The organism is Exiguobacterium sp. s125 (genome assembly GCF_018618605.1).
Lineage (GTDB): Bacteria > Bacillota > Bacilli > Exiguobacteriales > Exiguobacteriaceae > Exiguobacterium_A > Exiguobacterium_A oxidotolerans.
This window is the reverse complement of record NZ_JACSMI010000001.1, coordinates 788,866-813,101: the sequence shown is the minus strand read 5'-3', so window position 1 is coordinate 813,101 and position 24,236 is coordinate 788,866. Positions and strand designations below refer to the sequence as shown.

The window sequence follows — 24,236 nt, the reverse complement described above, 5'->3', positions numbered from 1 at the left end:
GAAACAAGGTGGCCCTCGTTGCGACATCCGCACCGTTGAGCCACCTTGTTTTCATTAGTTACGACGTGGTGGACGTTGTCCGTCACGTGGTGGGCGAGATCCTGTATCCCGACGTGGCGGGCGGTTGTCACGCTCTGTTTTTTTCTTTTCATCGTATGCTGCACGGTCTTCCGCGCTCATTCCTTCAACGAGAAGGATTTTATGTGAGGCGTTGACACGACCTTTATCATCAACTTCTGTGACACGGACTTTCAGCTTGTCGCCGAGTTTGACGACATCTTCCGTTTGACCGACACGATCAAGTGCAAGCTCAGAGATGTGGACGAGTGCGTCTTTTCCTTTGAACAACTCAACGAACGCTCCGAATTTCTCAATCCGGCGGACTGTCCCGTCAAACTCTTCACCGATGACGACTTCACGAACGATGTCCTCGACGAGTTGACGTGCACGATTAATGCCATCTTGATCTGTCGATGCGATAAAGACCGTACCATCTTGGTCGATATCAATCTTGACGCCTGTTTCATCGATGATTGCATTGATGACTTTACCGCCGGGTCCAATCACATCACGGATTTTATCCGGATTGATTTTGAGGGTTACGATTTTCGGTGCATATTTCGACAACTCGACACGTGGTTCTGCAATGATCGAATTCATGTGTTCAAGAATGTGCAAACGGCCAAGGCGTGCTTGTTCGAGCGCCTCTTCAAGAATTTGACGCGTGATGCCGCCAATCTTCATATCCATTTGTAAAGCAGTTACACCATCTTTTGTTCCTGCGACTTTAAAGTCCATGTCGCCGAGGTGATCTTCCATACCTTGAATGTCTGTTAAGATTGAATAATTTTCGCCTTCTTTAATTAATCCCATCGCGATTCCTGCAACTGGTGCTTTAAGCGGGACACCGGCATCCATCATCGCGAGGATTGATCCACAGATTGAGGCTTGTGAAGAAGATCCATTTGATTCAAGCACTTCCGAGACGAGACGAATCGTATACGGGAAATCTGTTTCTGATGGCAAGACAGGCTGTAAGGCACGCTCTCCAAGTGCTCCGTGACCAATTTCACGACGACCTGGTGCACGCATTGGACGCGCTTCCCCGACTGAGAACGGCGGGAAGTTGTAATGGTGCATGAAACGTTTTTCTTCTTTCAAACCAAGTCCATCGATGATTTGTGCGTCTCCAGCGACACCAAGCGTCGCGACAGACAAGACTTGTGTTTGACCACGTGTAAAGAGTCCAGAACCATGAGCACGTGGCAAGAGACCGATTTCTGAGTCGAGCGGACGAATTTCAGCAAGTCCACGACCATCCGGACGTACTTTATCTTCTGTGATGAGACGACGAACTTCCGCTTTGACGAACTTATTCAATACACCAGAAACTTCAGCAAGTTGTGCTTCCGTGACCGACTCGTCGGCTGCGTAAAGATCAATATATTTTGAGATGACTTCGTTGATCGCGACGTCACGCGCTTGTTTTTCTTCGACTTGAACCGCTGTCGTGACTTCTGCTAATGCTTCCGTCTTCAGACGCGCAACAAGTGCTTCATCAAATGATGACACCGTGTAGGCAAATTTCTCTTTCCCGACGGCAGCAACGATTTCCTCTTGGAACGCAATCAATTCTTTGATGACGTCATGTCCGAGAAGAATCGCTTCGAGCATCGCTTCTTCCGGTACTTCCTTCGCACCGGCTTCGACCATGTTGACGGCATGTTTTGTCCCTGCGACTTGTAAATCGATATCGCTTGCTTCCGACTGACTTGCCGTTGGGTTGATGATGAACTCTCCATCAACGCGACCAATCGTCACACCAGCGATTGGACCGTCAAACGGAATATCCGAGATGGAAAGGGCAATCGAAGCACCAATCATAGCTGCGACTTCTGACGAGTTGTCCGCATCTGAAGAAAGAACTGTCGTCGCGACTTGAATGTCATGACGGAATCCTTCTGGGAAGAGTGGACGAATCGGACGGTCAATTAATCGTGAAGTTAAAATCGCGTTTTCTCCAGGACGGCCTTCACGTTTTAAAAAACCTCCTGGAATTTTACCTGCTGCGTATAATTTTTCTTCATAGTTCACTGTTAATGGGAAGAAATCCAAGTCTTTCGGTTGCTTCGACGCAACGACTGTTGCGAGGACGGCTGTCTCGCCATAGCGAATCATCGCTGCCCCGTTCGCTTGTTTGGCCAGTTGACCGATTTCAATTGTTAAAGTACGTCCACCGAGTTCGGTCGAAAACGTCTGTTTTGTTTGTGACATGCACAAATCTCCTCTCACTACTATCCGTTTTTTCATTCAAATCTAATTATGTAGGTTCTTGCGCCAAATGTCCACGAATCGGCAAAAAAAAGAAACAGGAGACAATGCTCCTGCTTCCACTTGTCCTTTTAGTCGGATTAGCGACGAAGACCAAGACGCTCGATCAAAGAACGGTAACGAGCAACATCCTTGTTACGAAGGTATGTGAGCAAGTTACGGCGACGACCGACCATTTTCAAGAGACCACGACGTGAGTGGTGATCCTTTTTGTGTGTACGTAAGTGATCGTTCAAAGTTGTGATCTGTTCAGTTAAAACAGCAACTTGTACTTCCGGCGAACCAGTATCGCCTTGTTTCGTAGCATAAGCTTCGATAATTTCGTTTTTACGTTCTTTAGTGAGTGCCATTGTCACTCCACCTCCATCTTTTGAATGACCGTATTGCCGAGCATCGGATGGTGAGACCTGATGCCAAGTCAATCGGCTGTACGTGATCGTACTGACTTATCATAACGAACCGCTATTCTTCTGTCAAACGTTTAAACGACGTGCCGCTTCGATTTTATCTTGAGCGAGTTGTGCTTTTAAGCTCTCGATCCCGTCGAATGCCCGTTCGTCACGTAAATAGGCGATCCACTCCAGTTTTAATTCTTGACCGTATAAATCTTCGTCAAACTGAAGTAAGTGGGTTTCAACACTGACTTCTCCTGTTTCATAAAAGGTCGGTCTCCGTCCGATGTTCGTCATCGCGGGGAATGTCCGTCCATCTTCTAAATGGACATGTGTCGCGTATACCCCGAGTTTCGGAATGACATACGCAAACTCCGGACGGATATTAGCAGTCGGAAAGCCGATTTGTCTTCCTCGTGCATCTCCATGAATGACTGTCCCTTTAATTTGATACGGTTCCCCGAGTAAACTGGCTGCCGCTTCGACTTCACCAGCCGCTAACAGCTTTCGAATCCGCGTCGAACTGACTTTTTCATCATCTGCTTGCTGTTCAGCGACAGTCGTGTGTGTGAATTGACCGCGACTATGAAAATCGAGTGTTGCCATCTTTCCAGCTCCGAATCGTCCGTAAGAATAGTCAAATCCGGCGACGATATGTTTCGCACCCGCCGCAATCAAGTACGTATCGACGAACTCTTGCGGGGACAACTCGGAAAACGCAATCGTGAACTCAATCACGTAAGCCCGGTCGATTCCGAGGTCCGCCATCTTCTCGAGCTTTCGATCAAGCGGGGTGATGTAACGGATTTGATCGTCACTTTTTCCGAGGACCTGCTTCGGGTGCGGGTCAAACGTCATCACAGTGACAGGGAGATTGAGCTCCTCGCCTTTCTCGATTGCCGTTTGCAAGACATGTTGATGCCCTAGGTGAACCCCATCAAAGAATCCAAGTGCAATGACTCCCGACTCCGCTACCGGTTTTTCCGGATATGTTAAATGAATGATTTCCATCCCTATCTCTCCGATCTTAATCGATTTGTAACATGACCTCGACACGCCCCATATTGATTTCAGGGTCTCGGCGATAAATCGCTAACGGTACGTCCTCTTCATTATAGACAGTAAACAGTTCGAATTCATCCGGAATGCTTGCAAGCTTTGCTCCGTTTAAAACCCGAGCTGCCGTTTCAGCGTCAACAGTCATCCGTGGCCACTTTTGAATGACTTGTTCAATTGGTAAAACGTACGCCATCCGCTCCTCGACCGTCTCACAGCCTTCGAGCATCGCAAGTGTGACCGTATCACCCTCTTCAATCGCACCCGACGCCGTTCGTCGCAAGTGACTCATGTGCGCTGCATAACCGAGCAACTCTCCGATTTGAACAGCGAGCGTCCGGATATAGGTTCCTTTTCCGCAGGCAATCTCCATGTGAAAGCGGCACGTGTTGTGATCGAACGTCAAAGGAGACGTTCGTTTTAATTCGTGAATCTCAACGACGCGCGTTGGTCGTTCGACTTCGATTCCTTTTCGTGCATATTCGTATAGCTTTCTTCCATTGACTTTAACAGCAGAGTAGTACGGCGGGGTCTGTTCGATTTGCCCAGTCAATTGCCCGAGAACTAAATCGATTTGCGCTTCCGTCACTGCCCCTTGCATCACGCCAGTCGTCTCGACCGTTTCCCCATGGGCATCTTCTGTCGTCGTCGAAAAACCAAGCGTCACTTCCGCTACATACCGTTTTCCTTCATCCGTGATGAACCGCGCAAGTTTTGTCGCCCGTCCTAAACAAATCGGTAAGACGCCTGTGACTTCAGGATCAAGCGTGCCGGTATGTCCGACTTTCTTTGTTTGAAACAAACGGCGCAATTTAAATACACAATCGTGACTCGTCATACCCGCTGGTTTGTCTAACGGTAGTACACCAATCGGTTCCATCTCTCATCATCTCCTAAAAAAAGGGCAACCACGCCTGTGGTTGCCCTGTTCATGTGTCAATCCTTGTTCAAGTTCCGGAGCAACTCATCAATCCGCGATCCATACTCGACCGATGTATCAATCTCGAACATCAATTCAGGAGTTTTGCGTAACCGGATGCGTGACCCAATTTCTTTACGCATGAATCCTTTTGATTTTTCAAGACCGATCCGTGCTTCTTCGCGTACTTTCTCGTCACCAAGCACTGAATAAAAAATCGTTGCTTGCTGTAAATCACCCGTCACTTCGACACCTGTTACGGTAATCGCTTTGACACGGGGATCATTGACGTCTTTGATGAGCATTTGCGTAATCTCTTTACGAACTTGTTCTGCAACACGATTTGAACGTACACTCATGTGAATTCCCTCCAGTTCGGATATTCTCCGTTCTGTTACTTCCGTTTTACTTCTTCCATGATGAAGGCTTCGATAACGTCATCGACTTTGATGTCGTCATATTTCTCAATCTTGATTCCACATTCGTAGCCGGTTGCGACTTCTTTGACGTCGTCTTTAAAGCGACGTAGTGTATCAAGTTTCCCTTCATAAATAACGATGCTGTCACGGACGACACGAACACCTGCTGCACGTGTCAGCTTACCTTCAGTCACGTAACCACCAGCAATCGTTCCGACTTTCGAAACTTTGATGACGTCACGGACTTCAGCTTGTCCAATGATTTTCTCAACGAATTCAGGGTCAAGTAACCCTTTCATCGCTTGTTCGATTTCTTCAATCGCATTGTAGATGATTTTGTGAAGACGAATCTCAACTTTTTCTTGATCTGCCATTGATTTCGCGTTGCCGTCTGGACGGACGTTGAAACCGATGATGATCGCGTTCGCTGCTGAAGCGAGGATGACATCACCTTCTGTGATGGCACCAACACCTGAGTGAACGATGTTGATTTTAACGCCTTCGACATCAATTTTCTTGAGTGAACCAGCGAGGGCTTCGACTGAACCTTGAACGTCACCTTTGATGATGATGTTTAAGTCCTTGACTTCGCCTTCTTTGATACGATCAAAGAGATCTTCGAGGCTGACTTTCGCCGAATCGCGACGTTGTGCTTCGATTTCACGTTGGTAACGTGCTTCACCGATTTGACGCGCTTTTTTCTCATCTTCAAACGCGAAGAATTGATCACCGGCTTTTGGTACATCGTTTAAGCCTGTAATTTCGATTGGTGTTGATGGACCGACTTCTTTCACACGGCGACCGATATCGTTGACCATTGCCCGGATACGACCGAACGTATGACCGACGACGACTGGATCTCCAACGCGAAGTGTCCCGTGCTGGACGAGTAACGTCGCAACCGGTCCACGACCTTTATCGAGTTTCGCCTCGATGACCGTACCACGCCCGTGCATTTCTGGTGTTGATTTGTATTCTTGAACTTCTGAGACGAGAAGAATCATTTCGAGTAACTCATCGATTCCTTCGCCTTTAAGAGCAGAAACCGGTACGAAAATCGTATCGCCGCCCCAATCTTCCGCAACGAGTTCGAACTCTGTCAATTCTTGCTTGACGCGGTCCGGATTCGCTCCTTCTTTATCCATCTTGTTGACGGCAACGATGATTGGTACGCCTGCTGCTTTAGCGTGACTAATCGCTTCTTCCGTCTGTGGCATGACACCATCATCTGCTGCAACGACGATGATTGCGATATCCGTCACATCTGCACCACGTGCCCGCATCGTTGTAAACGCTGCGTGACCTGGTGTATCGAGGAATGTGATTTTTTTGTTATCGATTTCAACTTGATATGCTCCGATGTGCTGCGTAATCCCACCTGCTTCGCCCGCTGTTACTTTCGTATTACGGATCGAGTCAAGAAGTGTTGTTTTACCATGGTCAACGTGACCCATGATCGTAACGACAGGAGGACGTTCCGAGAGTTCGTAGTTATCAAGGTCGAGTTCATACGCATCGAAATCCGTTTCGTCGACTTGGACTGATTTTTCAACTTCGAAACCGAAGTCTGATGCTAACAATTCAACCGTCTCATCGTCGAGATCTTGGTTGATTGTCGCCATGACGCCCATGCCCATCAATTTCATGATGAGTTCGTTTGGTTTTTTCGCCATTTTTTCAGCAAGTTCACCGACCGTCAAGTTATCCGCGTATTGAACGACGTTCGCCATCGCTTCTTCTTGTGCACGGCGTGCTGCTTTCCGTTGACTTGATTTCGAGTTCGGGTCAGCGACTTCTAACTTGCGTGGTTCTGCTTTTTTCTGGTTCGGACGACGTTTTCCACCGCGGTTGTTGCGGTTTCCGAATTCTGGACGTCCGCCTTTTGTATTACGTGATTGATTGCCTGCTGGTTTATTAGTAGTAGTTCCTGGTCTGTTCGGTTTATTGTCTGATTTCACTTGTTTTGGAGCCTCCGTTTTTTGAGCCCGATGTTTCTCGGGATTAAATACTTTGTCGAGTTGCTGTACTGTCTGTTCATCTAATACTGCCATATGATTCTTGACGGGTTTCTCAAGCTTTTCAAGCTGTGCGATGACCTGCTTACTTGTTACGTTTTGTTCCTTAGCGAATTCGTATACACGTTTACCCAAAGGATCCACCTCCAATTAGTCGTTCGAGAGGAGTTCAGTTAGCTTTTTCGCAAATCCGGCTTCATTGACTGACACGACAACACGCGCATCTTTCCCTAGTGCATGGCCAAGAATCGAACGATCCCCGACTTCAAGATATGGGACATGATAACTTGTACATTTATCCGTAACCTTTTTACGCGTGGCAGCCCCCGCATCTGCTGCTAAGAGGACAAGCTTCGCTTGTCCTCCCCGTACTTCTTTCAGCACGAGTTCTTCTCCAGTCGTCACTTTCCGCGCTCGGTTCGCGAGACCAAGTAGCGATTCCCATTTACTCATGTATACCTCCCGCGATCTCAAGCAATTGATCATATAATTCATCTGTCGTCTTGACTTTTAAATGATGATCGAGCGTTCGCTTCTTTTTCGCCTTAGTAATGACAGCTACATCTTTCGTTAAATAGGCACCTCGCCCATTCATCTTACCATTAAGATCGATGACAACCTCACTGTCAGGTGTTCGAACGACGCGAATTAGCTCTTTTTTGGTTTTCATTTCTTGTGTGATGACGCATTTACGTAAAGGTACCTTCTTTTGCACGAATTATTCCTCGCCTTCGACTTGGACCGCTTCCACGTCAACTGCTTCATCTTTAAGGAACACATCACGAAGACCCATCGATTCTGCTTCTGACTCACTCTTGATATCAATTTTCCATCCCGTCAGTTTCGCCGCAAGACGTGCATTTTGTCCGCGTTTCCCGATTGCGAGTGACAATTGGAAATCAGGCACGACGACGATTGTCGCCTTCGCCGGTTCGTTGACATACACGCCGACGACTTGAGCAGGACTCAAGGCATTGGCCACATATTCTTTCGGATCATCGGAATAGCGAACGATGTCAATTTTTTCACCGTTCAATTCGTTGACGATGTTTTGAACACGTGCCCCTTTTTGACCGACACACGCACCAACCGGGTCGATATCATCTGACGCGACCGCGATTTTTGAGCGATCTCCGGCTTCACGCGCAACAGATTTCACTTCGACTTCGCCATCAGCGATTTCCGGCACTTCAATCTCAAACAAGCGTTTGAGTAAGCCAGGGTGTGTCCGTGATACAAGAATCGATGCGCCAGACCCTTTCACCATTGGGTCGACTTTCGTCACATATACTTTGATGTATTCCCGAATACCGAACCGTTCATTCGGCATTTGTTCATGTGTTGATAGAACCGCTTCGATTCCCTCGAGATTAACATAGAGGTTACGTGCGTCTTGGCGTTCGACCATCCCCGTCATGATTTCATCTTCACGATCCGCAAAGTGATTGTAGATGCGCTCGCGCTCTGCTTCACGCATTTTTTGTGTGACGATTTGTTTTGCCGTCTGTGCCGCGACACGTCCGAAATCTCCCGGTGTGACTTCAACTTTATGGAAGTCTCCTAGTTCATAGGTCGGATCGATTTCATGCGCTTCTTCTAGCGAAAGTTGCTCTTCCGGTTGTGTCAACCGTTCGACGACTTCCTTCAGTGCAAAGACACGAATCTCTCCTGTTTTTTGGTCGAACTCAACCTTGACTGCCTCCGACTCTTTACCGAAGTTCCGGCGGTAAGCTGAAATCAATGCTTGTTCTAACGCATCGATGATGATGTTCTTATCGATTTCTTTTTCTTTTGCAATTTGCTCGATTGCTTCGAGTAACTGTGGTCCCATCGTTCTCTTCCTTTCCTTAGAACAGTACCGCAAGTCGCGCCATCGCGATCTTGGTCACCGGTATTTCAATTTTCAATTTTCGTGTTTTTACGCGGACTTCGATTTCAAGCATTTCGTCGTTATACGCAAGTAACGTTCCTTCAAATTCGGTAGCATCTTTAACCGGATCATTCGTTTTGACGTAGATATGTTTACCAATCGCCTTTTCGAAATCTTCCGCTTTTTTGAGTGGTCGTTCTGCACCTGGACTGGCAACATCTAGATAATAGGGTTCGTCAATCGGATCATCATTATTCAATGCTTCCGATAACTGTTCGTTGATGTTGACACAATCTTCAAGGTCAACGCCACCTTCCTTATCGATGGAGACACGTAGGAACCAATCCGCCCCCTCTTTGACGAATTCGACGTCGACAAGCTCCATCCCCTCTCGTTCCACGATTGGTTTTGCGAGCGCCTCGACCTTCTCAGTTACGTTCGTCATCTTCATCCTCCTTCAAAAAACAAACAAGAAAGGAGCAGGTCCCCCTACTCCTTCCAAGTCGTAGTATAAAAAACATTTCCTCACTCAATATAGCATAATGAACCGCTCTAAGCAAGTCTCCGCCTGGCTTTACAGGTCAAATAACGAAAGCTGGTTCTCGTCCGGAAGACCTTCGAGACAACCAAGATTGTCGAGCGTTTCGATAATCGTTTTCGATAATTTGGCACGTTTCTGTAAATCTTCTTTCGACAGGAACTCGCCACCTTTTCGGGCCTCGACGATTTGTTTTGCCGCATTTGTTCCGAGCCCGGTCACGGCGTCGAACGGTGGTAACAGCGAATCACCTTCGATTAAGAATTCACTGGCGCTCGACTTATACAAATCGACTTTTTGGAACGTAAAGCCGCGTTCAATCATCTCAAGCGCAATTTCAAGAACCGTATAAAGTCCTTTATCCTTCGCCGTCGCCTCGAATCCTTTATCTTTGATATCTTGTAAAACTTTTCGGACGGCGGCTGTTCCTTTGTTCATCGCGCCGATGTCAAAATCTCCTGCCCGGACCGTGAAGTACGATGCGTAGTAGTACATCGGATGGTGGACTTTGTAATAGGCAATCCGGACCGCCATCAAAACGTAAGCTGCAGCGTGGGCTTTCGGGAACATGTACTTGATTTTTTTACACGAGTCGATGTACCAAAGGGGTACACTGTTTTCAATCATCGCTTCTTCCATCTCAATCGAGAGCCCTTTTCCTTTACGGACGGACTCCATGATTTTAAAAGCAAGCGACGGTTCGAGCCCAGCATAAATCAAGTAGACCATGATGTCATCCCGGCAGCCGATGACGTCTTTCAGTTCACAGGTTCCGTTATAAATCAACTCACTGGCATTCCCGAGCCAAACGTCCGTTCCGTGCGACAGACCGGAAATCTGGACGAGTTCCGAGAACGTCGTCGGTTTCGTTTCTTCAAGCATCTGTCGAACGAACTTCGTCCCGAACTCTGGAATCCCGAGCGTTCCGGTTTTCGAATCAATCTGTTCCGGTGTGACACCAATCGATTCCGTCGAACTGAAAATTTTCATGACCTCGGCGTCATCGACGGGAATCGTTTTCGGATCACGCCCGGATAAATCTTGCAGCATCCGAATCATCGTCGGGTCATCGTGTCCGAGAATATCAAGTTTCAGCAGATTATCGTGAATCGAGTGGAAGTCAAAGTGTGTCGTTTTCCATTCCGATCCCATATCGTCCGCCGGGAACTGGATCGGACTGATATCATAGATGTCCATGTAGTCCGGGACAACGATGATACCGCCGGGGTGCTGTCCTGTCGTTCGCTTGACACCTGTCACCCCGCTGACGAGCCGGTCGACTTCCGCGTTACGGTAATTTAAATCATTTTCCGATTGATACCCCTTCACATACCCATAGGCTGTTTTTTCGGCGATCGTCCCGATCGTCCCTGCACGGTAGACATAATCATCCCCGAACAAGACTTTCGTATAGGCATGGGCTTTCGGCTGGTACTCCCCACTAAAGTTCAAATCAATATCCGGTACTTTATCCCCCTTGAACCCAAGGAACGTTTCGAACGGAATGTCATGTCCGTCTTTCGTCAATGGAATTTGGCACGTCTTACATTGTTTATCCGGTAAATCGAATCCGGATCCGACCGACCCATCATCGAAGAACTCGGATTCTTGACAGTTCGGACAGACGTAATGCGGCGGTAGTGGATTAACTTCCGTGATTTCCGTCATCGTCGCGACGAGACTCGATCCGACAGAACCACGCGATCCGACAAGGTACCCATCATCAAGCGATTTTTTTACGAGTTTATGCGAAATCAAATAGATGACGGCAAAACCATGGCCGATGATTGATTTCAATTCTTTTTCGAGTCGGGCTTCGACGATTTCCGGTAACGTCTCCCCATAAATTTTATGTGCCATGTCGTAGGACAGATTGCGAACCTCATCATCAGCACCGTCAATTTTAGGAGTAAAGAGATCTTTCGGGATGATATCGATGTTTTCGAACATCTCAGCGACTTTCTGACTATTCGTGACGACAAGACGTTCTGCAAGATCCGGTGCAAGGAACCGGAAGTCTTCCATCATTTCCTGCGTTGTCCGGAAATGAGCCGGGGGAAGCTGTTTCCGCATGTTGAGCATATTTGCCCCACCTTGCGTCCGAATCAAAACTTCACGGTACGTCGCGTCATGGCGATCGAGATAATGTACGTTCCCTGTCGCGACCGGCAGGATGTCGTTTTCTTCTGCGACCCGGATGACTTTTTTGATCAACTCACGAAGTTCGAGTTCATTTTGAACGATTTCCCGCTCGATTAAATGACCGTACATCGCCGGCGGCTGAATTTCGATGAAATCATAAAACTGCATGACCTTCGCTAAATCTTCATCCGATTTATTGAGCGCCGCATCAAACACTTCTCCATTGTCACACGCAGAGCCGATGATTAAACCTTCCCGGTGCGCAACGAGCTGCGAACGTGGCGTCCGAACGACACGATGGACGTGTTTCGTATGCGCAAGCGAGATGAGCTGGTAGAGATTTTTTAGCCCCGTCCGATTTTTAGCATAGACGGTCGCATGATATGGACGCGTCCGAGAAATGTCTTTTCCCATTTCCCGGTTGAGCGACAAGTGCGTTGTCATGTTGAACATCTCATCTGCCATTTGCAATAACTTCAACATCAAGTAGCCGGTTGCTTCCGCATCATAAATCGCACGGTGATGTTGTGTCAGTTCGATATCAAACCGTTTCGCGAGCGTATTCAAACGGTGATTCTTCAGTGTCGGCATCAAGACACGTGCCAGTTCAAGCGTATCGATAACGGGCAATGTCGATTCGTCATGTTCACCAGAACGAAGCGTCGCATTCAAAAACCCGATGTCAAAGGCCGCATTATGGGCGACAAGAATCGAATCCCCCGCCCAGTCCATGAATTCCTTGACGACTTGTTCCGGATCCGGTTTCCCACGGACCATGTCATCGGTGATGCCCGTCAAATCGATCGTCGTCGCAGATAATAAGTGTTTCGGATCAGCGAATGCTTCGAATTTATCAATCACGTCTCCGTCATAAATTTTCACGGCAGCTAATTCGATGATTTTGTTATACATCGCTGATAATCCGGTTGTCTCGACGTCAAAGACGACGAACGTCGCGTCCTCAAGACTGCGATCGACCGGGTTATAGGCAACTTGGACACCATCATTGACGACGTTCGCTTCGATTCCATACAATACCTTAATGTCATTTTTCTTTCCGGCATAATAGGCATCCGGGAAGCTTTGCGCTCCCGCGTGATCTGTGATGGCGACGGCCGGGTGTCCCCAAGCAGCAGCACGTTCGACGTACTTCGTCACGTTCATGACAGCATCCATCTGACTCATTTGCGAGTGCGCGTGCAATTCGACACGCTTCTCACCTGTCCAAGGGTCACCCGGAAGTTCAACCTTCACTTCAGACAATTGTGCAATCATCATACAGAGATCGCGGAGGAAGGTGTCGAACTCGACTCGTCCAGCCACTTGAATCCACATGCCTTTTTTAATTGCTGCTAGGACTTTGACGTCCGTTTCATCTCGTGCAAACATCTTGACGACAAGCGAATCGGTATAGTCGGTCAATTTAAACGTAAAGATCGTTTTTCCACTTCGTAATTCCCGGCTCTCTGCTGAGAAGACAAGTCCCCGAATCGCAATCCGACGTTCTTCATCTTGAATCGTCTTAATCGGCACGATTTCATCTTGAATCGGTTTTCCGATCCGAATGTCGACCGGTCCCTCATCATCATCGCGCGACTGCTCACGTTTGAATTGAAGCTCGAGCATCCGTTTCGCTTCCTCGATGTCCTCTTGTTTGACTTGATTGCGTAATGCCTCTTGCGTCGATTGATCCATCTGGACAATCGGTTCACAAACAAACTTTGGAAATCCATAGGCACCGTATAATAATTGCATCTCTCCACACAGATCATTCTTTAAAAAACCAGCTTCCGGTTCACTCCGAACAGGGATGAAGAGTTTATTTTCCCTAAACTCTGGCAAAACACGACTGAGCTGGGTCCGCATTGCTGCAGACGCATCAGCTAAATCCTGAACGACGTACGGCCAGTAGTCGATGAAAAGTTTGCTTTCCGGACGATCGTCCGAAACGAGGTTTAATTTGACTTCCGCAAATTGTTGATAACGACTCGTCAAACGACTGAAAAACATCTGATGGACGTTTTGCGGCAAAATCTTCGGAATTCGAATTTGGAACGTCCACGTTGAATTGCTTTTATTGACACGGAGCTTCTCAAGGGTAGCCCCCGTAAAATATTCTTCAGTAATTCCTGTCGGTAAATCTAAATCACTCATTAAAAGCGACATGCGTTGTTGTGTATCCACTCGCAATTGTGCTGTCCTATCGCATCACACCGTGACAGCAACTCCTCCTCCTCTTGCAGATTGCCCAAGGGGCGAATGGGTGTGAGACAAGAAAACAGTCACTTAAACGTTTTAAGTGACCGTTCCCATTACTTATTCTAAACCTTCATACAGCGAACGAACAGCCTGAACGAGATTTCCTTGTTCAATTTCTTCTGCTTCGCCGCCGCGGCGTGCTTTCAGCTCAACGATTCCGTCTGCCGCTTTTTTCCCGACGTTGATTCGAACAGGTAAGCCAACTAAATCAGCATCTGCGAATTTCACGCCAGCCCGTTCTTTCCGATCGTCAAACAGAACAGAGAATCCAGCAGCCGTCAGTTGACGGTAGACGTTTTCTGCCACTTCCATTTGCTCAGCGTTTTTCCCATTGACGGCAATCAAATGCACATCATACGGAGCAATCGCTTTCGGCCAAATGATACCACGCTCATCATAATGCTGTTCGACGACGGCAGAAAGTGTCCGTGAAACACCGATGCCGTAACAACCCATGATAAGGGGTTGCGCTTTTCCACCTTCATCAAGGAACGTCGCACCCATTCCTTGCGAGTAGCGTGTCCCGAGTTTGAAGACTTGTCCGACTTCGATACCGCGGGCGAACTTGACGTGCCCCTCGCCGTCTGGTGAAGCATCGCCTTCTTCGACGAAGCGCAAATCTGTATATTCCGCTTCGAAATCACGACTTGGATTTACATGGATGTAATGCGTTTCCGCTTTATTCGCTCCACAAACTGCGTTCGTCAAAGCGCGGACAGCATAATCCGCCACGACCTGCATGTCTGCTCCAATCGGACCGAGCGTGCCCGGTTTCGAATGCAGTGCTTGTTCGATTTCCTCATCAGAAGCCATCGTGATATCAAGCGCACCAAGGTAGTTTTTCAATTTAATGTCATTGACTTCGTGATCACCCCGGACGAGGGCCATGACGAGACCTTGTTCCGTCTTGAAGACGACCGTCTTGATTGATTCGGTTGCCGGTACCTGCAGGAACTCGCCTACCGCTTCAATCGTTTTCGCTTCTCCTGTATTAACGGTTTCCAGTGCTTCCGGTGCTTTGCCTTGTACGTCGTACGCGTCAACAGCTTCTGCCATCTCCAGGTTTGCTGCGTAATCCGACTGATCGGAATAAACAATCGTATCTTCACCGATTGCTGCAAGTGCATGGAATTCATGTGTGCCACTTCCACCAATCGCACCCGAATCGGCAACGACAGGGCGGAACTCTAATCCGACACGCGTAAAGATTTTATTGTATGTTTCAAACATGTTTTGGTATTCGTCATCCAGGCTTTCTTGTGTCGCATGGAACGAATACGCATCTTTCATGATGAACTCACGTCCGCGCAAGAGACCGAACCGTGGGCGACGTTCGTCACGATACTTCATTTGAATCTGAAACAGATTGACCGGTAATTTTTTGTACGAGTTCAACTCATCCCGAACGATTGACGTAATTAATTCTTCATGTGTCGCACCGAGCGCGAACCGTCGATCATGACGGTCTGTCAAGCGCATCAATTCAGGTCCGTAAATGTCCCAGCGCCCGGTTTCTTCCCATAGCTCTGCCGGTTGAATAGCTGGCATCAATAGCTCTTGTGCCCCAGCCGCATCCATCTCTTCACGAATGATCGTCTCAATCTTCGCTAAGACACGTTTCGCAAGTGGCAAGTATGAGTAAATTCCTGCTGCATTTTGACGGACAAAACCCGCACGTAATAATAGTTGATGGCTAATAGCATCTGCGTCTGATGGTACTTCACGCAATGTTGGCATAAACATTTTCGATTGTTTCATAATGAGTCGTGAACCCCTTTGATTGAAAGATTAAAAGAACTTCTGGATGTCATTCCATGTGACGACGAGCATCAAGAGCATGAGCAGTGCAAATCCAACGAAGTGCACGAGCCCTTCTTTTTGCGGGTCGACCGGTTTGCCGCGTAACGCTTCGAGGAAGAGGAAGAGTAATCGACCACCGTCAAGCGCGGGTAGTGGTAATAGGTTAAAGACCGCTAAGTTGACGGACAATAGAGCTGTCCACGTCAAGAGCATCGAAAATCCGCTGTCCGCTACCTGGTCCGTCATCTTGACGATTCCGACAGGACCTGATAGTTGATCGACACCAACGACCCCTGTCACTAAGTCACCGACTGCGCCGACAATTAACGTCGACATCCGCCATGTTTCCGTTACACCCGTTTCGAGTGCCGTCCCGAACGACTTTTCCGTCTCGTTCGTCACACCGATGATTCCGACTTTTTGATCGCCTTGTTGTTGAATTTTCGGCGTAATTTGTGTTGTTGTTTCTTGACCATCCCGCTCATAGACGACGGTCGTTTCTTTTCCAGCTTCATCTTGGAAGCCAGCACGAAGGTCTTCCCATTTTGTCGTCTCGTCTCCGTTGACGGAAACGATCCGGTCGCCTTCGACGAGCCCTGCTTGGTCCGCCGGCGAATCTTTTTGGACGGTCCCGATGACACTTTCACCCGTTGGAGAACCGTTGTACAACGCTAATCCAAATAAGATGATGAAGGCGAGAACAAAGTTCATCGCTGGTCCGGCAGCAATCGCAAGTACCCGTTTAAAAACGGATTTCGAACCAAATGTCCGGTCGTACGGCGCAATTTGTGTTCGTGTCTGCCCTTCGACGAGGAAGGCGGTTTTTGAAATATCGTATCGTGTCGAGACTTCGTCTTGTAACCCAACGAGCTCTAACTTGTGCAATAAATCAATCCGTTCGACCGTCACGACTTGGTCTGCCTTCGGATGGCTTGCATCTAAATAGATCGCGTCGACAAGGCCCTCGTTCATGCCTAAGCCAACAGCCTGACCAGGTTTGACTTCAACGAACTCTGGTTCTTCGCCAGCCATCTTAACATATCCGCCAATTGGCAAGAGGCGAACCGTATACAATGTCTCATTTTTGAAAAACGAGAAGATTTTCGGTCCAAAGCCGATCGCGAACTCCCGGCAAAGGATTCCAGCGCGCTTCGCCATTACGAGATGACCCCATTCATGTACGGCAACAAGTACACCGAACATCAATACGATCGAAATAAAGGTCGTCATTGCTATCCCATCCTTAGTTAGCGAGTGAAAGTGACGCGACAAACGCACGTGCCCAGCGATCCGCCTCTAAAATTTGATCCAAAGACGGATCGTTGATCAGTTCATGCGCCCGTAACGCAGCTTCAACACTCACTTCGATTTCTAAAAAGCTGATTTCCCCTTTTAAAAAGCGGTCAACGGCTTGTTCGTTCGCGGCATTAAGTACTGAAGGCATCGAACCCCCCGCACTACCCGCTTCAAAAGCGAGGCGTAATAAGGGATAGCGTTCAAATGAAGCTTCAGCAAAGTTCAAGCGTCCGATTTCTTTTAAGTTTAACCGTTCTCCCCCTTTGATTTCAAGGCGGGACGGATATGTAAGGGCATATTGAATCGGTTCACGCATATCCGGCATACCGAGCTGTGCCATGACGGCACCATCATTGAACTCGACCATCGAGTGAATGATTGACTCTCGGTGAATGACGACATCGATTTCTTCATACGCAACATCAAACAACCAGTGGGCTTCAATGACTTCGAACCCTTTATTCATCATCGTTGCAGAATCAATCGTAATTTTCGCCCCCATCGACCAGTTCGGATGATTCAGCGCTTGCTCGACCGTAACATCCGCCAATTGATCGCGCGTCATGTCACGGAAACTACCGCCAGATGCCGTTAAAATAATTTGACGGACATCTTCACGTCGTTCTCCATTCAAACATTGGAAAATCGCTGCATGCTCACTATCGACAGGTAAGATAGCAACACCTTTTTCACGTGCTTTTTTCATGACAAGATGTCCAGCAGTAACCAAGGTTTCTTTATTCGCGAGACCAATCGTTTTTCCTGCTTCAATCGCTGCGAGCGTCGGACGGAGACCGACTGCACCGACGACTGCCGTGATGACAATATCTGCTTCTTCCATTGTTGCGACGTCAATCAAGCCTTGATCGCCCGTCAAAATTGTCGGACGATAGTCGAGTAGCTTTTGCAACTGTCCGCGCGTCACTTCGTCCATGACGGAGACAAGCATCGGACGTAAACGATTCAACCATGGAACTGCAACGTCAATATTTTTCCCGAACGCAAAACTGACGAGTTGAAACTGTTCAGGATTGGCGGCAATGACGTCCAGCGTCTGTGTCCCGATTGAACCTGTTCCCCCAATAATACTGACTTTCTTCATGTAACTTCCTCCTCAACTGAAGATGCCGAGTGTGATCAATACCGTAAAGACGATTAACATGCTATCAAAACGATCAAGAATCCCACCGTGCCCCGGAAGTAAACTTCCGGCATCTTTCACGCCATAATGTCGTTTGTATGCTGATTGTACGAGATCACCCAGTTGACCGACGACAGCCACGATCAGTGCTAATAAAACGACTTCCGCATACCCGATTGTCGGTGTAATCGCTTCAAAAATCACACCAAGAAGTACCGCGAGTAAAATTCCGCCTGCCGCCCCTTCAATCGTCTTATTTGGACTGATTGCCGGCCATAGTTTTGTTTTGCCGAAACGTTTCCCGACAAAATAGGCACCTGAATCTGTGAACCAAATCAAAAGAATGATTAACAGCGATAGCGTCAGGCCATTATCCAGTAAACGGATGAACGCGAACGATGCAAAACCAACACCGACATAAACACTCGTTAGTAGCAAAAAAGCCACGTCGTCAAACGTGAACACATTTTTTGAAAATACAGTCCAAAATAGACCGACTAAAATAATCAGCATTCCCCAAGCAAGTGGAGATAATCCGCTTACCACTGTTTGTTCACTCGTTAATTCATAGACACGAATGAAGGGAAGCAATGTCCCAATCCCGAACAAGAGAACGGGAATCGACGAAAAGCTCAGTTGTCTCATCTTGACGAGTTCTGTATAACCGATCACTGTTAAGATTGCCATGAAGGCAAGAAATGGAAGACCACCCAAGTAAAGTAACCCTAAAAAGATGGCACCTGCCCAAATCCCTGTAATAATACGCGTTTTCATAAGCTATGTCCTCGTTTAGTCAGACGCCGCCGAATCGGCGTGTCCGTTGATTGTAATCCTCGATTGCTGTCAAAAATTGTTCCCGTCGAAATTCCGGCCACAAGACATCGGTGAAGTAAAACTCCGCATAGGCTGCTTGCCATAACAAGAAATTCGATAACCGCTGTTCTCCGCTCGTTCGTATGACGAGATCGACATCTGTCATGGAACCCGTCATCAATTCGTGTTCGATGACCTCATTTGTAATCTCAGTCGGAAGCAGTTGTCCGGCTTGTACTTTTTCAGCAATCTTTTGCATGACTTGAACGATTTCATCTCGCCCGCCATAATTTAATGCAAAAATTAACCGTAGTCCAGTATTGTCAACTGTATCCTGTTTCGCTTGTTGAACTGCCTCCCGTGTATAGACGGGTAAACGCGATATTTCACCAGCGACTTCTACTTTGACATTGCGTTCATTCAAGTCTTTTAAATCCGACTCTAAAAATTGAGCCGGTAACTTCATCAAGAAACTGACTTCTTCTTCAGGACGCGTCCAGTTTTCAGTCGAGAAAGCGTATAAGGTCAGACTCTTTACCCCTAACTCATTAGCGACACGGACGACTTCGCGAACTGATTTCATCCCTTCACGATGCCCCATGATGCGGGGAAGTCCTCGTTTTTTTGCCCAACGTCCATTTCCATCCATGATGATCGCGATGTGATCAGGTACGTGTTGTTCGATCACTTCTTTTGTCTGGTTTAACCATTGAAACATGTACTTCTTCCTCCCCTCATTCATTTATAAGAAGAAGGGGACTCTTCGTGTGACAAAGAGTCCCCAACATGACGACGATTCGCGTCATACTTCCATAATTTCTTTTTCTTTATCCGTCGCTGTTTGATCAAGCGCTTTGACGAATTTATCCGTCAATGTTTGGACATCTTCCGTATAACCACGTAAGTCATCCTCTGTTAACGCTCCATCTTTTTCTTCTTTCTTCAGTTGCTCGTTCGTATCACGGCGAATGTTACGTAATGCAACTTTTCCTTCTTCCGTATACTTCTTGACGAGCTTAACAAGTTCTTTTCGGCGATCTTCCGTAAGTGGCGGAATCGCTAAGCGAATGACCGTACCATCTGAAGATGGGGCTAATCCTAAATCTGCACGCTGGATTGCTTTTTCGATTTCTGTAACCATCGATTTATCCCAAGGTGTGATTAAGATGAGGCGCGCTTCCGGTGTATTCACGTTCGCGACTTGATTAAGTGGTGTCGGTGAACCGTAGTAATCGACATGAACAGGGTCAAGGATTGCAACGTTCGCACGACCCGCACGGAGTGTCGCAAGTTCTTTTTTAAGTGAAAGATGCGCTTTTTCCATCCGATCTTCGGCTTGTTTCATGATTTGCTGTGACATATTATTTCCCCCTTACGAGTGTTCCAATTTCGTCGCCAACGACGACGCGTTTAATATTTCCTTCTTCCATCAATGAGAAAACGATGAGCGGAATATCATTATCCATGCAGAGTGACGTTGCAGTCGAATCCATGACTTGCAAGCCGTCTTTTAATACATCGAGGTAAGACAATGTCTCGAATTTTTTCGCATCCGGATCTACGTTCGGATCGGCCGAATACACACCATCGACATTGTTTTTCGCCATCAAGATGACTTCAGCTTCAATTTCAGCGGCACGAAGCGCTGCTGTCGTATCTGTCGAGAAGTACGGATTTCCCGTTCCGGCCGCAAAAATGACGACCCGACCTTTTTCTAAGTGACGCATCGCACGACGACGAATGTACGGTTCAGCAACTTGTCGCATTTCGATTGAAGTCTGAACGCGCGTTTCAACGCCTACTGACTCTAAGCTATCTTGTAATGCGAGCGAGTTCATGACCGTCGCAAGCATCCCCATATAATCGGCATTTGCCCGGTCCATTCCAAGTTCTGCCCCTGTTTTACCACGCCAAATGTTACCTGCACCTACAACAACGGCAACTTGTACATTCAATTCTACCAATTCGCGAATCTGTTGAGAAATTGAATTGACGATTGCGGGGTTGATTCCGAACCCTTGATCACCTGCGAGCGCTTCTCCGCTCAATTTTAACACAATCCGGTTATATTTCGGTTGCATGACTACGTCCTCCTTGCTAAATTCCGTAAAAAAGGAACACGAACCACTTCCACACGAAAGTGGATTGAAGCATACGTGTTCCTTCTCTTGTCATCAGGAAATCCTGATTCTTATTTTTTAAGTTGGTTCATAACTTCTTCAGCGAAGTTTTCTTCACGTTTTTCCATACCTTCTCCAACTTCGAAGCGTACGAATGAAACGACTTTTCCGCCTTTAGATTCTACGTATTTACCAACTTTGAAGTCTGGGTCTTTAACGAATGTTTGGTCGACGAGGCAAATTTCCTCGAAGTACTTGTTCATACGTCCAGCAATCATTTTTTCAACGATGTTAGCAGGTTTGCCTTCGTTGATTGCTTGCTCTGTCAAGACTTTTTCTTCACGTGCTTTTTCTTCTTCTGTTACAGAAGAACGATCGACGTAAAGTGGGCGTGCCGCTGCGATGTGCATCGAAACATCTTTTGCAACTGCTTCGTCTGTTGTTCCTTCGATGACGACGACAGAACCGATACGTCCACCCATGTGGAGGTAAGAACCGAACGCTGCGTTGTCTTCTTTCGTGAAGAGTGCTACACGGCGGAGTGAAATTTTCTCTCCGATTGTAGAAGCTTCTTCAGAAATATACGTTTCGATTGTTTTACCCGCTTCGTATTCAGAAGCGAGAGCTGCTTCAGCCGTTTCAGAACCGTTACGGAGAACTGCATCCGCGATGTTTTGAACGAGTGATTGGAAACGTTCGTTTTTTGCAACGAAGTCTGTTTCTGAGTTGATTTCGACGAGTGCTGCTTTGTTTCCGTCAACTGCGACTGCTGTCAAACCTTCTGCTGCGATACGATCGCCTTTAGCTGCTGCTTTTGCGATCCCTTTTTCACGCAAGAAATCAACTGCCGCGTTCATATCCCCATCCGTTTCAACGAGCGCTTTTTTGCAGTCGAGCATACCTGCACCTGTTTTTTCACGAAGTTCTTTTACCATTGCTGCTGTAATAGCCATTCGATATTCCTCCTTATAACGTCCTTATTTTCAAAAAAAAGGTGATAAAAGGTCAATTCCCTTTATCACCTGGCATCACGAATTACTCAGCGTCTGCTACTACTTCTTCAGTAGTTTCAGGTGCTACGTTATCTTCGCCTTGTTTAACTTCGAGGATTGCGTCAGCCATTTTACCAGTGAGCAATTTGACTGCACGGATCGCATCGTCGTTCGCTGGGATGACGTAGTCGATTTCGTCTGGATCACAGTTAGTATCAACGATCGCAACGATTGGGATGTTGAGTTTGTGTGCTTCTGCAATCGCGATACGCTCTTTGCGTGGGTCAACGATGAAGAGTGCATCTGGAACGCCTGGCATATCTTTGATACCGCCGAGGAATTTCTCAAGACGAGTCATTTCTTTTTTAAGAATGATGACTTCTTTTTTAGGAAGAACTTCGAACGTACCGTTCTCTTCCATTTTTTCGAGTTGTTTCAAACGGTTAATCCGTTTTTTGATTGTAGAGAAGTTCGTGAGTGTTCCACCTAACCAACGTTCGTTGATGAAGTATTGACCAGCACGGATCGCTTCTTCTTTCACAGTGTCTTGAGCTTGTTTTTTCGTACCAACGAAAAGAACGTTTCCGCCTTCAGACGCTACTTCACGGATGAAGTTGTAAGCTTCGTCTACTTTTTTAACCGTTTTTTGTAGGTCAATGATGTAGATTCCGTTACGTTCTGTGAAGATGTATTTTGCCATTTTTGGGTTCCAACGGCGTGTTTGGTGACCGAAGTGTACACCAGCTTCTAACAATTGTTTCATCGAGATTACTGCCATGATGAATTCCTCCTTTTGGGTTTTGGATGTCCTCCGCGATGATCGTTGTCCCAGCTAACCTATTAAAGGCACCGCAGCCGGCGATACATGCGTGCGTAATTAACACCGTAGACTAATATAGCATAAACTTTACCGTCGGGCAACCTTCGTTTTTGAAGAAAGTTTCGCAATCAATGCCACTTCACCCGTTCCTCGATTTAAAGAACGCGCGAGTTGATCCAGATCGGCCCCTGCAGCAAGTTGATCTTTCACATCTGTCAGTACTGGCTGAACGGATTCAGCCGATTCTTCCTGCGCCTGTTCGAACTGTGGGAGTTCTGTTACATCAGGACTGACGACCGTTTCATATGAGGACTGGGCAGGCGCATCAGCAGTCGGTTGCTCCTCGCGTTCTGCCAATCCGTTCACTTGTTCCATGAAGCGAAGCAAGATTTCTTCCGTCTCTTGTTTTTGACGTTCAAGATCGGTCACACGATCTTTTAACAATGCTTGTTGTTTAAATAGAAGCAACAGACCATAACTAACGACCGCGGCCAGTAAAATATAAAAAATTGTCATAGTAGTTCCTTTCACATCGCGACACGATCAGACAAATAGGCACTTCCTAGCGCTTGCTTTAATTTACGTAACGCCTTCGAGTGGATTTGTGAGATCCGTGAAGTCGACAATCCTAGCACTTCTCCGATTTCCGTTAACGTCAGTTCTTCAAAGTAGAAAAGGGACACAACATATTGCTCTTTTTCCGATAGTTGCTCGACTTCTTCTGCAAGCTTCGAAATCAATTCACGCATCAGTAACGTATCTTCCGGCGTCGCTGCTTCCGGGTCGAGATACGATACAGCCATTGCTTTTCCCTCATCTTGGAGCGTCACCGCCTCGTCGATCGAGAGGACATTCGCAAAGTAACTTTCTGCAAGCGCCGTCTTGACTTCGTCCGGACTCATTTCGACGATAGACGATACTTCATCAAGCGTCGGCGTCCGTTGTAAGCTCTGCTCGAGAATTTCGACGGCCGCCTCGACACGTTTTGATTTTTCACGCAAAGAGCGTGGCAGCCAGTCAATTTTTCTTAATCCATCTAAAATGGCTCCACGAATTCGAAAGGCTGCGTATGTATCGAATTTATTGTTATGATTTTGATCGAACTTTTGCAGTGCGTCGTAAAGACCCATCATACCAAGACTTTTTAACTCATCACGATCGACACTTTTCGGAAGTGTCGCACTAAGACGTTGAACGTGGTATTGAACTAGAGGTTCATAATTCAGAAGTAATAGGTCAGCTACCGCTATATCGCGCGTCGATAGCCATTTATCCCAAAGTTGTTGTAGTTCCTCACGCATGACCATTCCTCC

22 protein-coding genes are annotated in these 24,236 nt (G+C 47.2%); all 22 read right to left on the bottom strand.

The features are described from left to right. Nucleotides 1-54 precede the first annotated feature (54 nt). Nucleotides 55-2,274: a polyribonucleotide nucleotidyltransferase gene (pnp, locus tag KNQ05_RS03965; RefSeq protein WP_088837342.1), complete on the bottom strand. Its 2,220-nt coding sequence runs from the start codon at nucleotides 2,272-2,274 to the stop codon at nucleotides 55-57. A gap of 137 nt (nucleotides 2,275-2,411) precedes the next feature. After that, the gene (gene rpsO, locus KNQ05_RS03960; protein WP_023468676.1) at nucleotides 2,412-2,681 is read right to left on the bottom strand and encodes a 30S ribosomal protein S15; all 270 of its coding nucleotides are present in this window, start codon (nucleotides 2,679-2,681) and stop codon (nucleotides 2,412-2,414) included. A gap of 123 nt (nucleotides 2,682-2,804) precedes the next feature. Further along, on the bottom strand, nucleotides 2,805-3,734 hold the full coding sequence (locus KNQ05_RS03955) for a bifunctional riboflavin kinase/FAD synthetase (protein WP_159172422.1): 930 nt from the start codon (nucleotides 3,732-3,734) through the stop codon (nucleotides 2,805-2,807). Nucleotides 3,735-3,750: 16 nt separating this feature from the next. Next, nucleotides 3,751-4,659, bottom strand: coding sequence for a tRNA pseudouridine(55) synthase TruB (gene truB / locus KNQ05_RS03950; protein ID WP_214804429.1), 909 nt, complete (start codon nucleotides 4,657-4,659; stop codon nucleotides 3,751-3,753). A 56-nt stretch (nucleotides 4,660-4,715) separates the two neighbouring features. Further along, nucleotides 4,716-5,057: a 30S ribosome-binding factor RbfA gene (gene rbfA / locus KNQ05_RS03945; protein ID WP_029330730.1), complete on the bottom strand. Its 342-nt coding sequence runs from the start codon at nucleotides 5,055-5,057 to the stop codon at nucleotides 4,716-4,718. 35 nt (nucleotides 5,058-5,092) lie between these two features. Further along, nucleotides 5,093-7,267 (bottom strand): translation initiation factor IF-2, encoded by a 2,175-nt coding sequence (infB, locus tag KNQ05_RS03940; protein ID WP_029330732.1) that lies wholly within the window; start codon nucleotides 7,265-7,267, stop codon nucleotides 5,093-5,095. Between the two features lie 15 nt (nucleotides 7,268-7,282). Beyond that, nucleotides 7,283-7,585 (bottom strand): YlxQ family RNA-binding protein, encoded by a 303-nt coding sequence (locus KNQ05_RS03930; RefSeq protein ID WP_029330734.1) that lies wholly within the window; start codon nucleotides 7,583-7,585, stop codon nucleotides 7,283-7,285. Next, nucleotides 7,578-7,847, bottom strand: a complete 270-nt coding sequence (rnpM, locus tag KNQ05_RS03925; protein WP_029330736.1) for an RNase P modulator RnpM — start codon at nucleotides 7,845-7,847, stop codon at nucleotides 7,578-7,580. Before rnpM ends, KNQ05_RS03930 begins: the two co-directional genes overlap by 8 nt. 3 nt (nucleotides 7,848-7,850) lie before the next feature. Continuing rightward, entirely contained in the window at nucleotides 7,851-8,963 is a 1,113-nt protein-coding gene (gene nusA, locus KNQ05_RS03920) for a transcription termination factor NusA (protein ID WP_029330738.1), read from the bottom strand. A 16-nt stretch (nucleotides 8,964-8,979) separates the two neighbouring features. Then, nucleotides 8,980-9,447: a ribosome maturation factor RimP gene (rimP, locus tag KNQ05_RS03915; RefSeq protein ID WP_088837345.1), complete on the bottom strand. Its 468-nt coding sequence runs from the start codon at nucleotides 9,445-9,447 to the stop codon at nucleotides 8,980-8,982. Nucleotides 9,448-9,576: 129 nt separating this feature from the next. Next, complete coding sequence (locus KNQ05_RS03910; RefSeq protein ID WP_483297398.1) at nucleotides 9,577-13,848, bottom strand: PolC-type DNA polymerase III; 4,272 nt, start codon at nucleotides 13,846-13,848, stop codon at nucleotides 9,577-9,579. 150 nt (nucleotides 13,849-13,998) lie between these two features. After that, nucleotides 13,999-15,699, bottom strand: a complete 1,701-nt coding sequence (locus KNQ05_RS03905) for a proline--tRNA ligase (RefSeq protein ID WP_088837347.1) — start codon at nucleotides 15,697-15,699, stop codon at nucleotides 13,999-14,001. Between the two features lie 30 nt (nucleotides 15,700-15,729). After that, entirely contained in the window at nucleotides 15,730-16,971 is a 1,242-nt protein-coding gene (gene rseP / locus KNQ05_RS03900; RefSeq protein WP_088837348.1) for an RIP metalloprotease RseP, read from the bottom strand. Nucleotides 16,972-16,984: 13 nt separating this feature from the next. Next, nucleotides 16,985-18,139 carry a 1-deoxy-D-xylulose-5-phosphate reductoisomerase gene (locus tag KNQ05_RS03895; RefSeq protein WP_214765126.1) on the bottom strand — a complete coding sequence of 385 codons (1,155 nt, stop codon included), beginning with the start codon at nucleotides 18,137-18,139 and terminating at the stop codon, nucleotides 16,985-16,987. Between the two features lie 12 nt (nucleotides 18,140-18,151). Continuing rightward, nucleotides 18,152-18,952 (bottom strand): phosphatidate cytidylyltransferase, encoded by an 801-nt coding sequence (locus tag KNQ05_RS03890; protein WP_088837350.1) that lies wholly within the window; start codon nucleotides 18,950-18,952, stop codon nucleotides 18,152-18,154. A 19-nt stretch (nucleotides 18,953-18,971) separates the two neighbouring features. After that, nucleotides 18,972-19,709, bottom strand: a complete 738-nt coding sequence (locus KNQ05_RS03885) for an undecaprenyl pyrophosphate synthase (RefSeq protein WP_029330752.1) — start codon at nucleotides 19,707-19,709, stop codon at nucleotides 18,972-18,974. Between the two features lie 84 nt (nucleotides 19,710-19,793). Beyond that, nucleotides 19,794-20,351 (bottom strand): ribosome recycling factor, encoded by a 558-nt coding sequence (gene frr / locus KNQ05_RS03880; protein ID WP_029330759.1) that lies wholly within the window; start codon nucleotides 20,349-20,351, stop codon nucleotides 19,794-19,796. A gap of 1 nt (nucleotide 20,352) precedes the next feature. Beyond that, entirely contained in the window at nucleotides 20,353-21,072 is a 720-nt protein-coding gene (gene pyrH / locus KNQ05_RS03875; protein ID WP_088837351.1) for a UMP kinase, read from the bottom strand. Nucleotides 21,073-21,182: 110 nt separating this feature from the next. Then, nucleotides 21,183-22,064 (bottom strand): translation elongation factor Ts, encoded by an 882-nt coding sequence (tsf, locus tag KNQ05_RS03870; protein ID WP_214765130.1) that lies wholly within the window; start codon nucleotides 22,062-22,064, stop codon nucleotides 21,183-21,185. A gap of 82 nt (nucleotides 22,065-22,146) precedes the next feature. Further along, the gene (gene rpsB, locus KNQ05_RS03865; RefSeq protein WP_012370721.1) at nucleotides 22,147-22,881 is read right to left on the bottom strand and encodes a 30S ribosomal protein S2; all 735 of its coding nucleotides are present in this window, start codon (nucleotides 22,879-22,881) and stop codon (nucleotides 22,147-22,149) included. A gap of 129 nt (nucleotides 22,882-23,010) precedes the next feature. After that, nucleotides 23,011-23,439: a hypothetical protein gene (locus tag KNQ05_RS03860; RefSeq protein WP_214804425.1), complete on the bottom strand. Its 429-nt coding sequence runs from the start codon at nucleotides 23,437-23,439 to the stop codon at nucleotides 23,011-23,013. Nucleotides 23,440-23,450: 11 nt separating this feature from the next. Continuing rightward, a complete protein-coding gene (locus tag KNQ05_RS03855; protein WP_029330769.1) occupies nucleotides 23,451-24,224 on the bottom strand; it encodes a FliA/WhiG family RNA polymerase sigma factor in 774 nt (257 codons plus the stop codon). Nucleotides 24,225-24,236: the final 12 nt, after the last annotated feature.

Coding starts and splice junctions, on each gene's coding strand:
- KNQ05_RS03885 (WP_029330752.1), bottom strand. CDS start 19,709: ATGTTTCAATGGTTAAACCAGACAAAAGAAGTGATCGAACAACACGTA.
- rpsO (WP_023468676.1), bottom strand. CDS start 2,681: ATGGCACTCACTAAAGAACGTAAAAACGAAATTATCGAAGCTTATGCT.
- KNQ05_RS03860 (WP_214804425.1), bottom strand. CDS start 23,439: ATGACAATTTTTTATATTTTACTGGCCGCGGTCGTTAGTTATGGTCTG.
- KNQ05_RS03855 (WP_029330769.1), bottom strand. CDS start 24,224: ATGCGTGAGGAACTACAACAACTTTGGGATAAATGGCTATCGACGCGC.
- truB (WP_214804429.1), bottom strand. CDS start 4,659: ATGGAACCGATTGGTGTACTACCGTTAGACAAACCAGCGGGTATGACG.
- rbfA (WP_029330730.1), bottom strand. CDS start 5,057: ATGAGTGTACGTTCAAATCGTGTTGCAGAACAAGTTCGTAAAGAGATT.
- pyrH (WP_088837351.1), bottom strand. CDS start 21,072: ATGCAACCGAAATATAACCGGATTGTGTTAAAATTGAGCGGAGAAGCG.
- nusA (WP_029330738.1), bottom strand. CDS start 8,963: ATGGGACCACAGTTACTCGAAGCAATCGAGCAAATTGCAAAAGAAAAA.
- KNQ05_RS03890 (WP_088837350.1), bottom strand. CDS start 18,952: ATGAAAACGCGTATTATTACAGGGATTTGGGCAGGTGCCATCTTTTTA.
- KNQ05_RS03930 (WP_029330734.1), bottom strand. CDS start 7,585: ATGAGTAAATGGGAATCGCTACTTGGTCTCGCGAACCGAGCGCGGAAA.
- tsf (WP_214765130.1), bottom strand. CDS start 22,064: ATGGCTATTACAGCAGCAATGGTAAAAGAACTTCGTGAAAAAACAGGT.
- frr (WP_029330759.1), bottom strand. CDS start 20,351: ATGTCACAGCAAATCATGAAACAAGCCGAAGATCGGATGGAAAAAGCG.
- rseP (WP_088837348.1), bottom strand. CDS start 16,971: ATGACGACCTTTATTTCGATCGTATTGATGTTCGGTGTACTTGTTGCC.
- KNQ05_RS03955 (WP_159172422.1), bottom strand. CDS start 3,734: ATGGAAATCATTCATTTAACATATCCGGAAAAACCGGTAGCGGAGTCG.
- KNQ05_RS03910 (WP_483297398.1), bottom strand. CDS start 13,848: ATGTCGCTTTTAATGAGTGATTTAGATTTACCGACAGGAATTACTGAA.
- KNQ05_RS03905 (WP_088837347.1), bottom strand. CDS start 15,699: ATGAAACAATCGAAAATGTTTATGCCAACATTGCGTGAAGTACCATCA.
- pnp (WP_088837342.1), bottom strand. CDS start 2,274: ATGTCACAAACAAAACAGACGTTTTCGACCGAACTCGGTGGACGTACT.
- rimP (WP_088837345.1), bottom strand. CDS start 9,447: ATGACGAACGTAACTGAGAAGGTCGAGGCGCTCGCAAAACCAATCGTG.
- KNQ05_RS03895 (WP_214765126.1), bottom strand. CDS start 18,139: ATGAAGAAAGTCAGTATTATTGGGGGAACAGGTTCAATCGGGACACAG.
- rpsB (WP_012370721.1), bottom strand. CDS start 22,881: ATGGCAGTAATCTCGATGAAACAATTGTTAGAAGCTGGTGTACACTTC.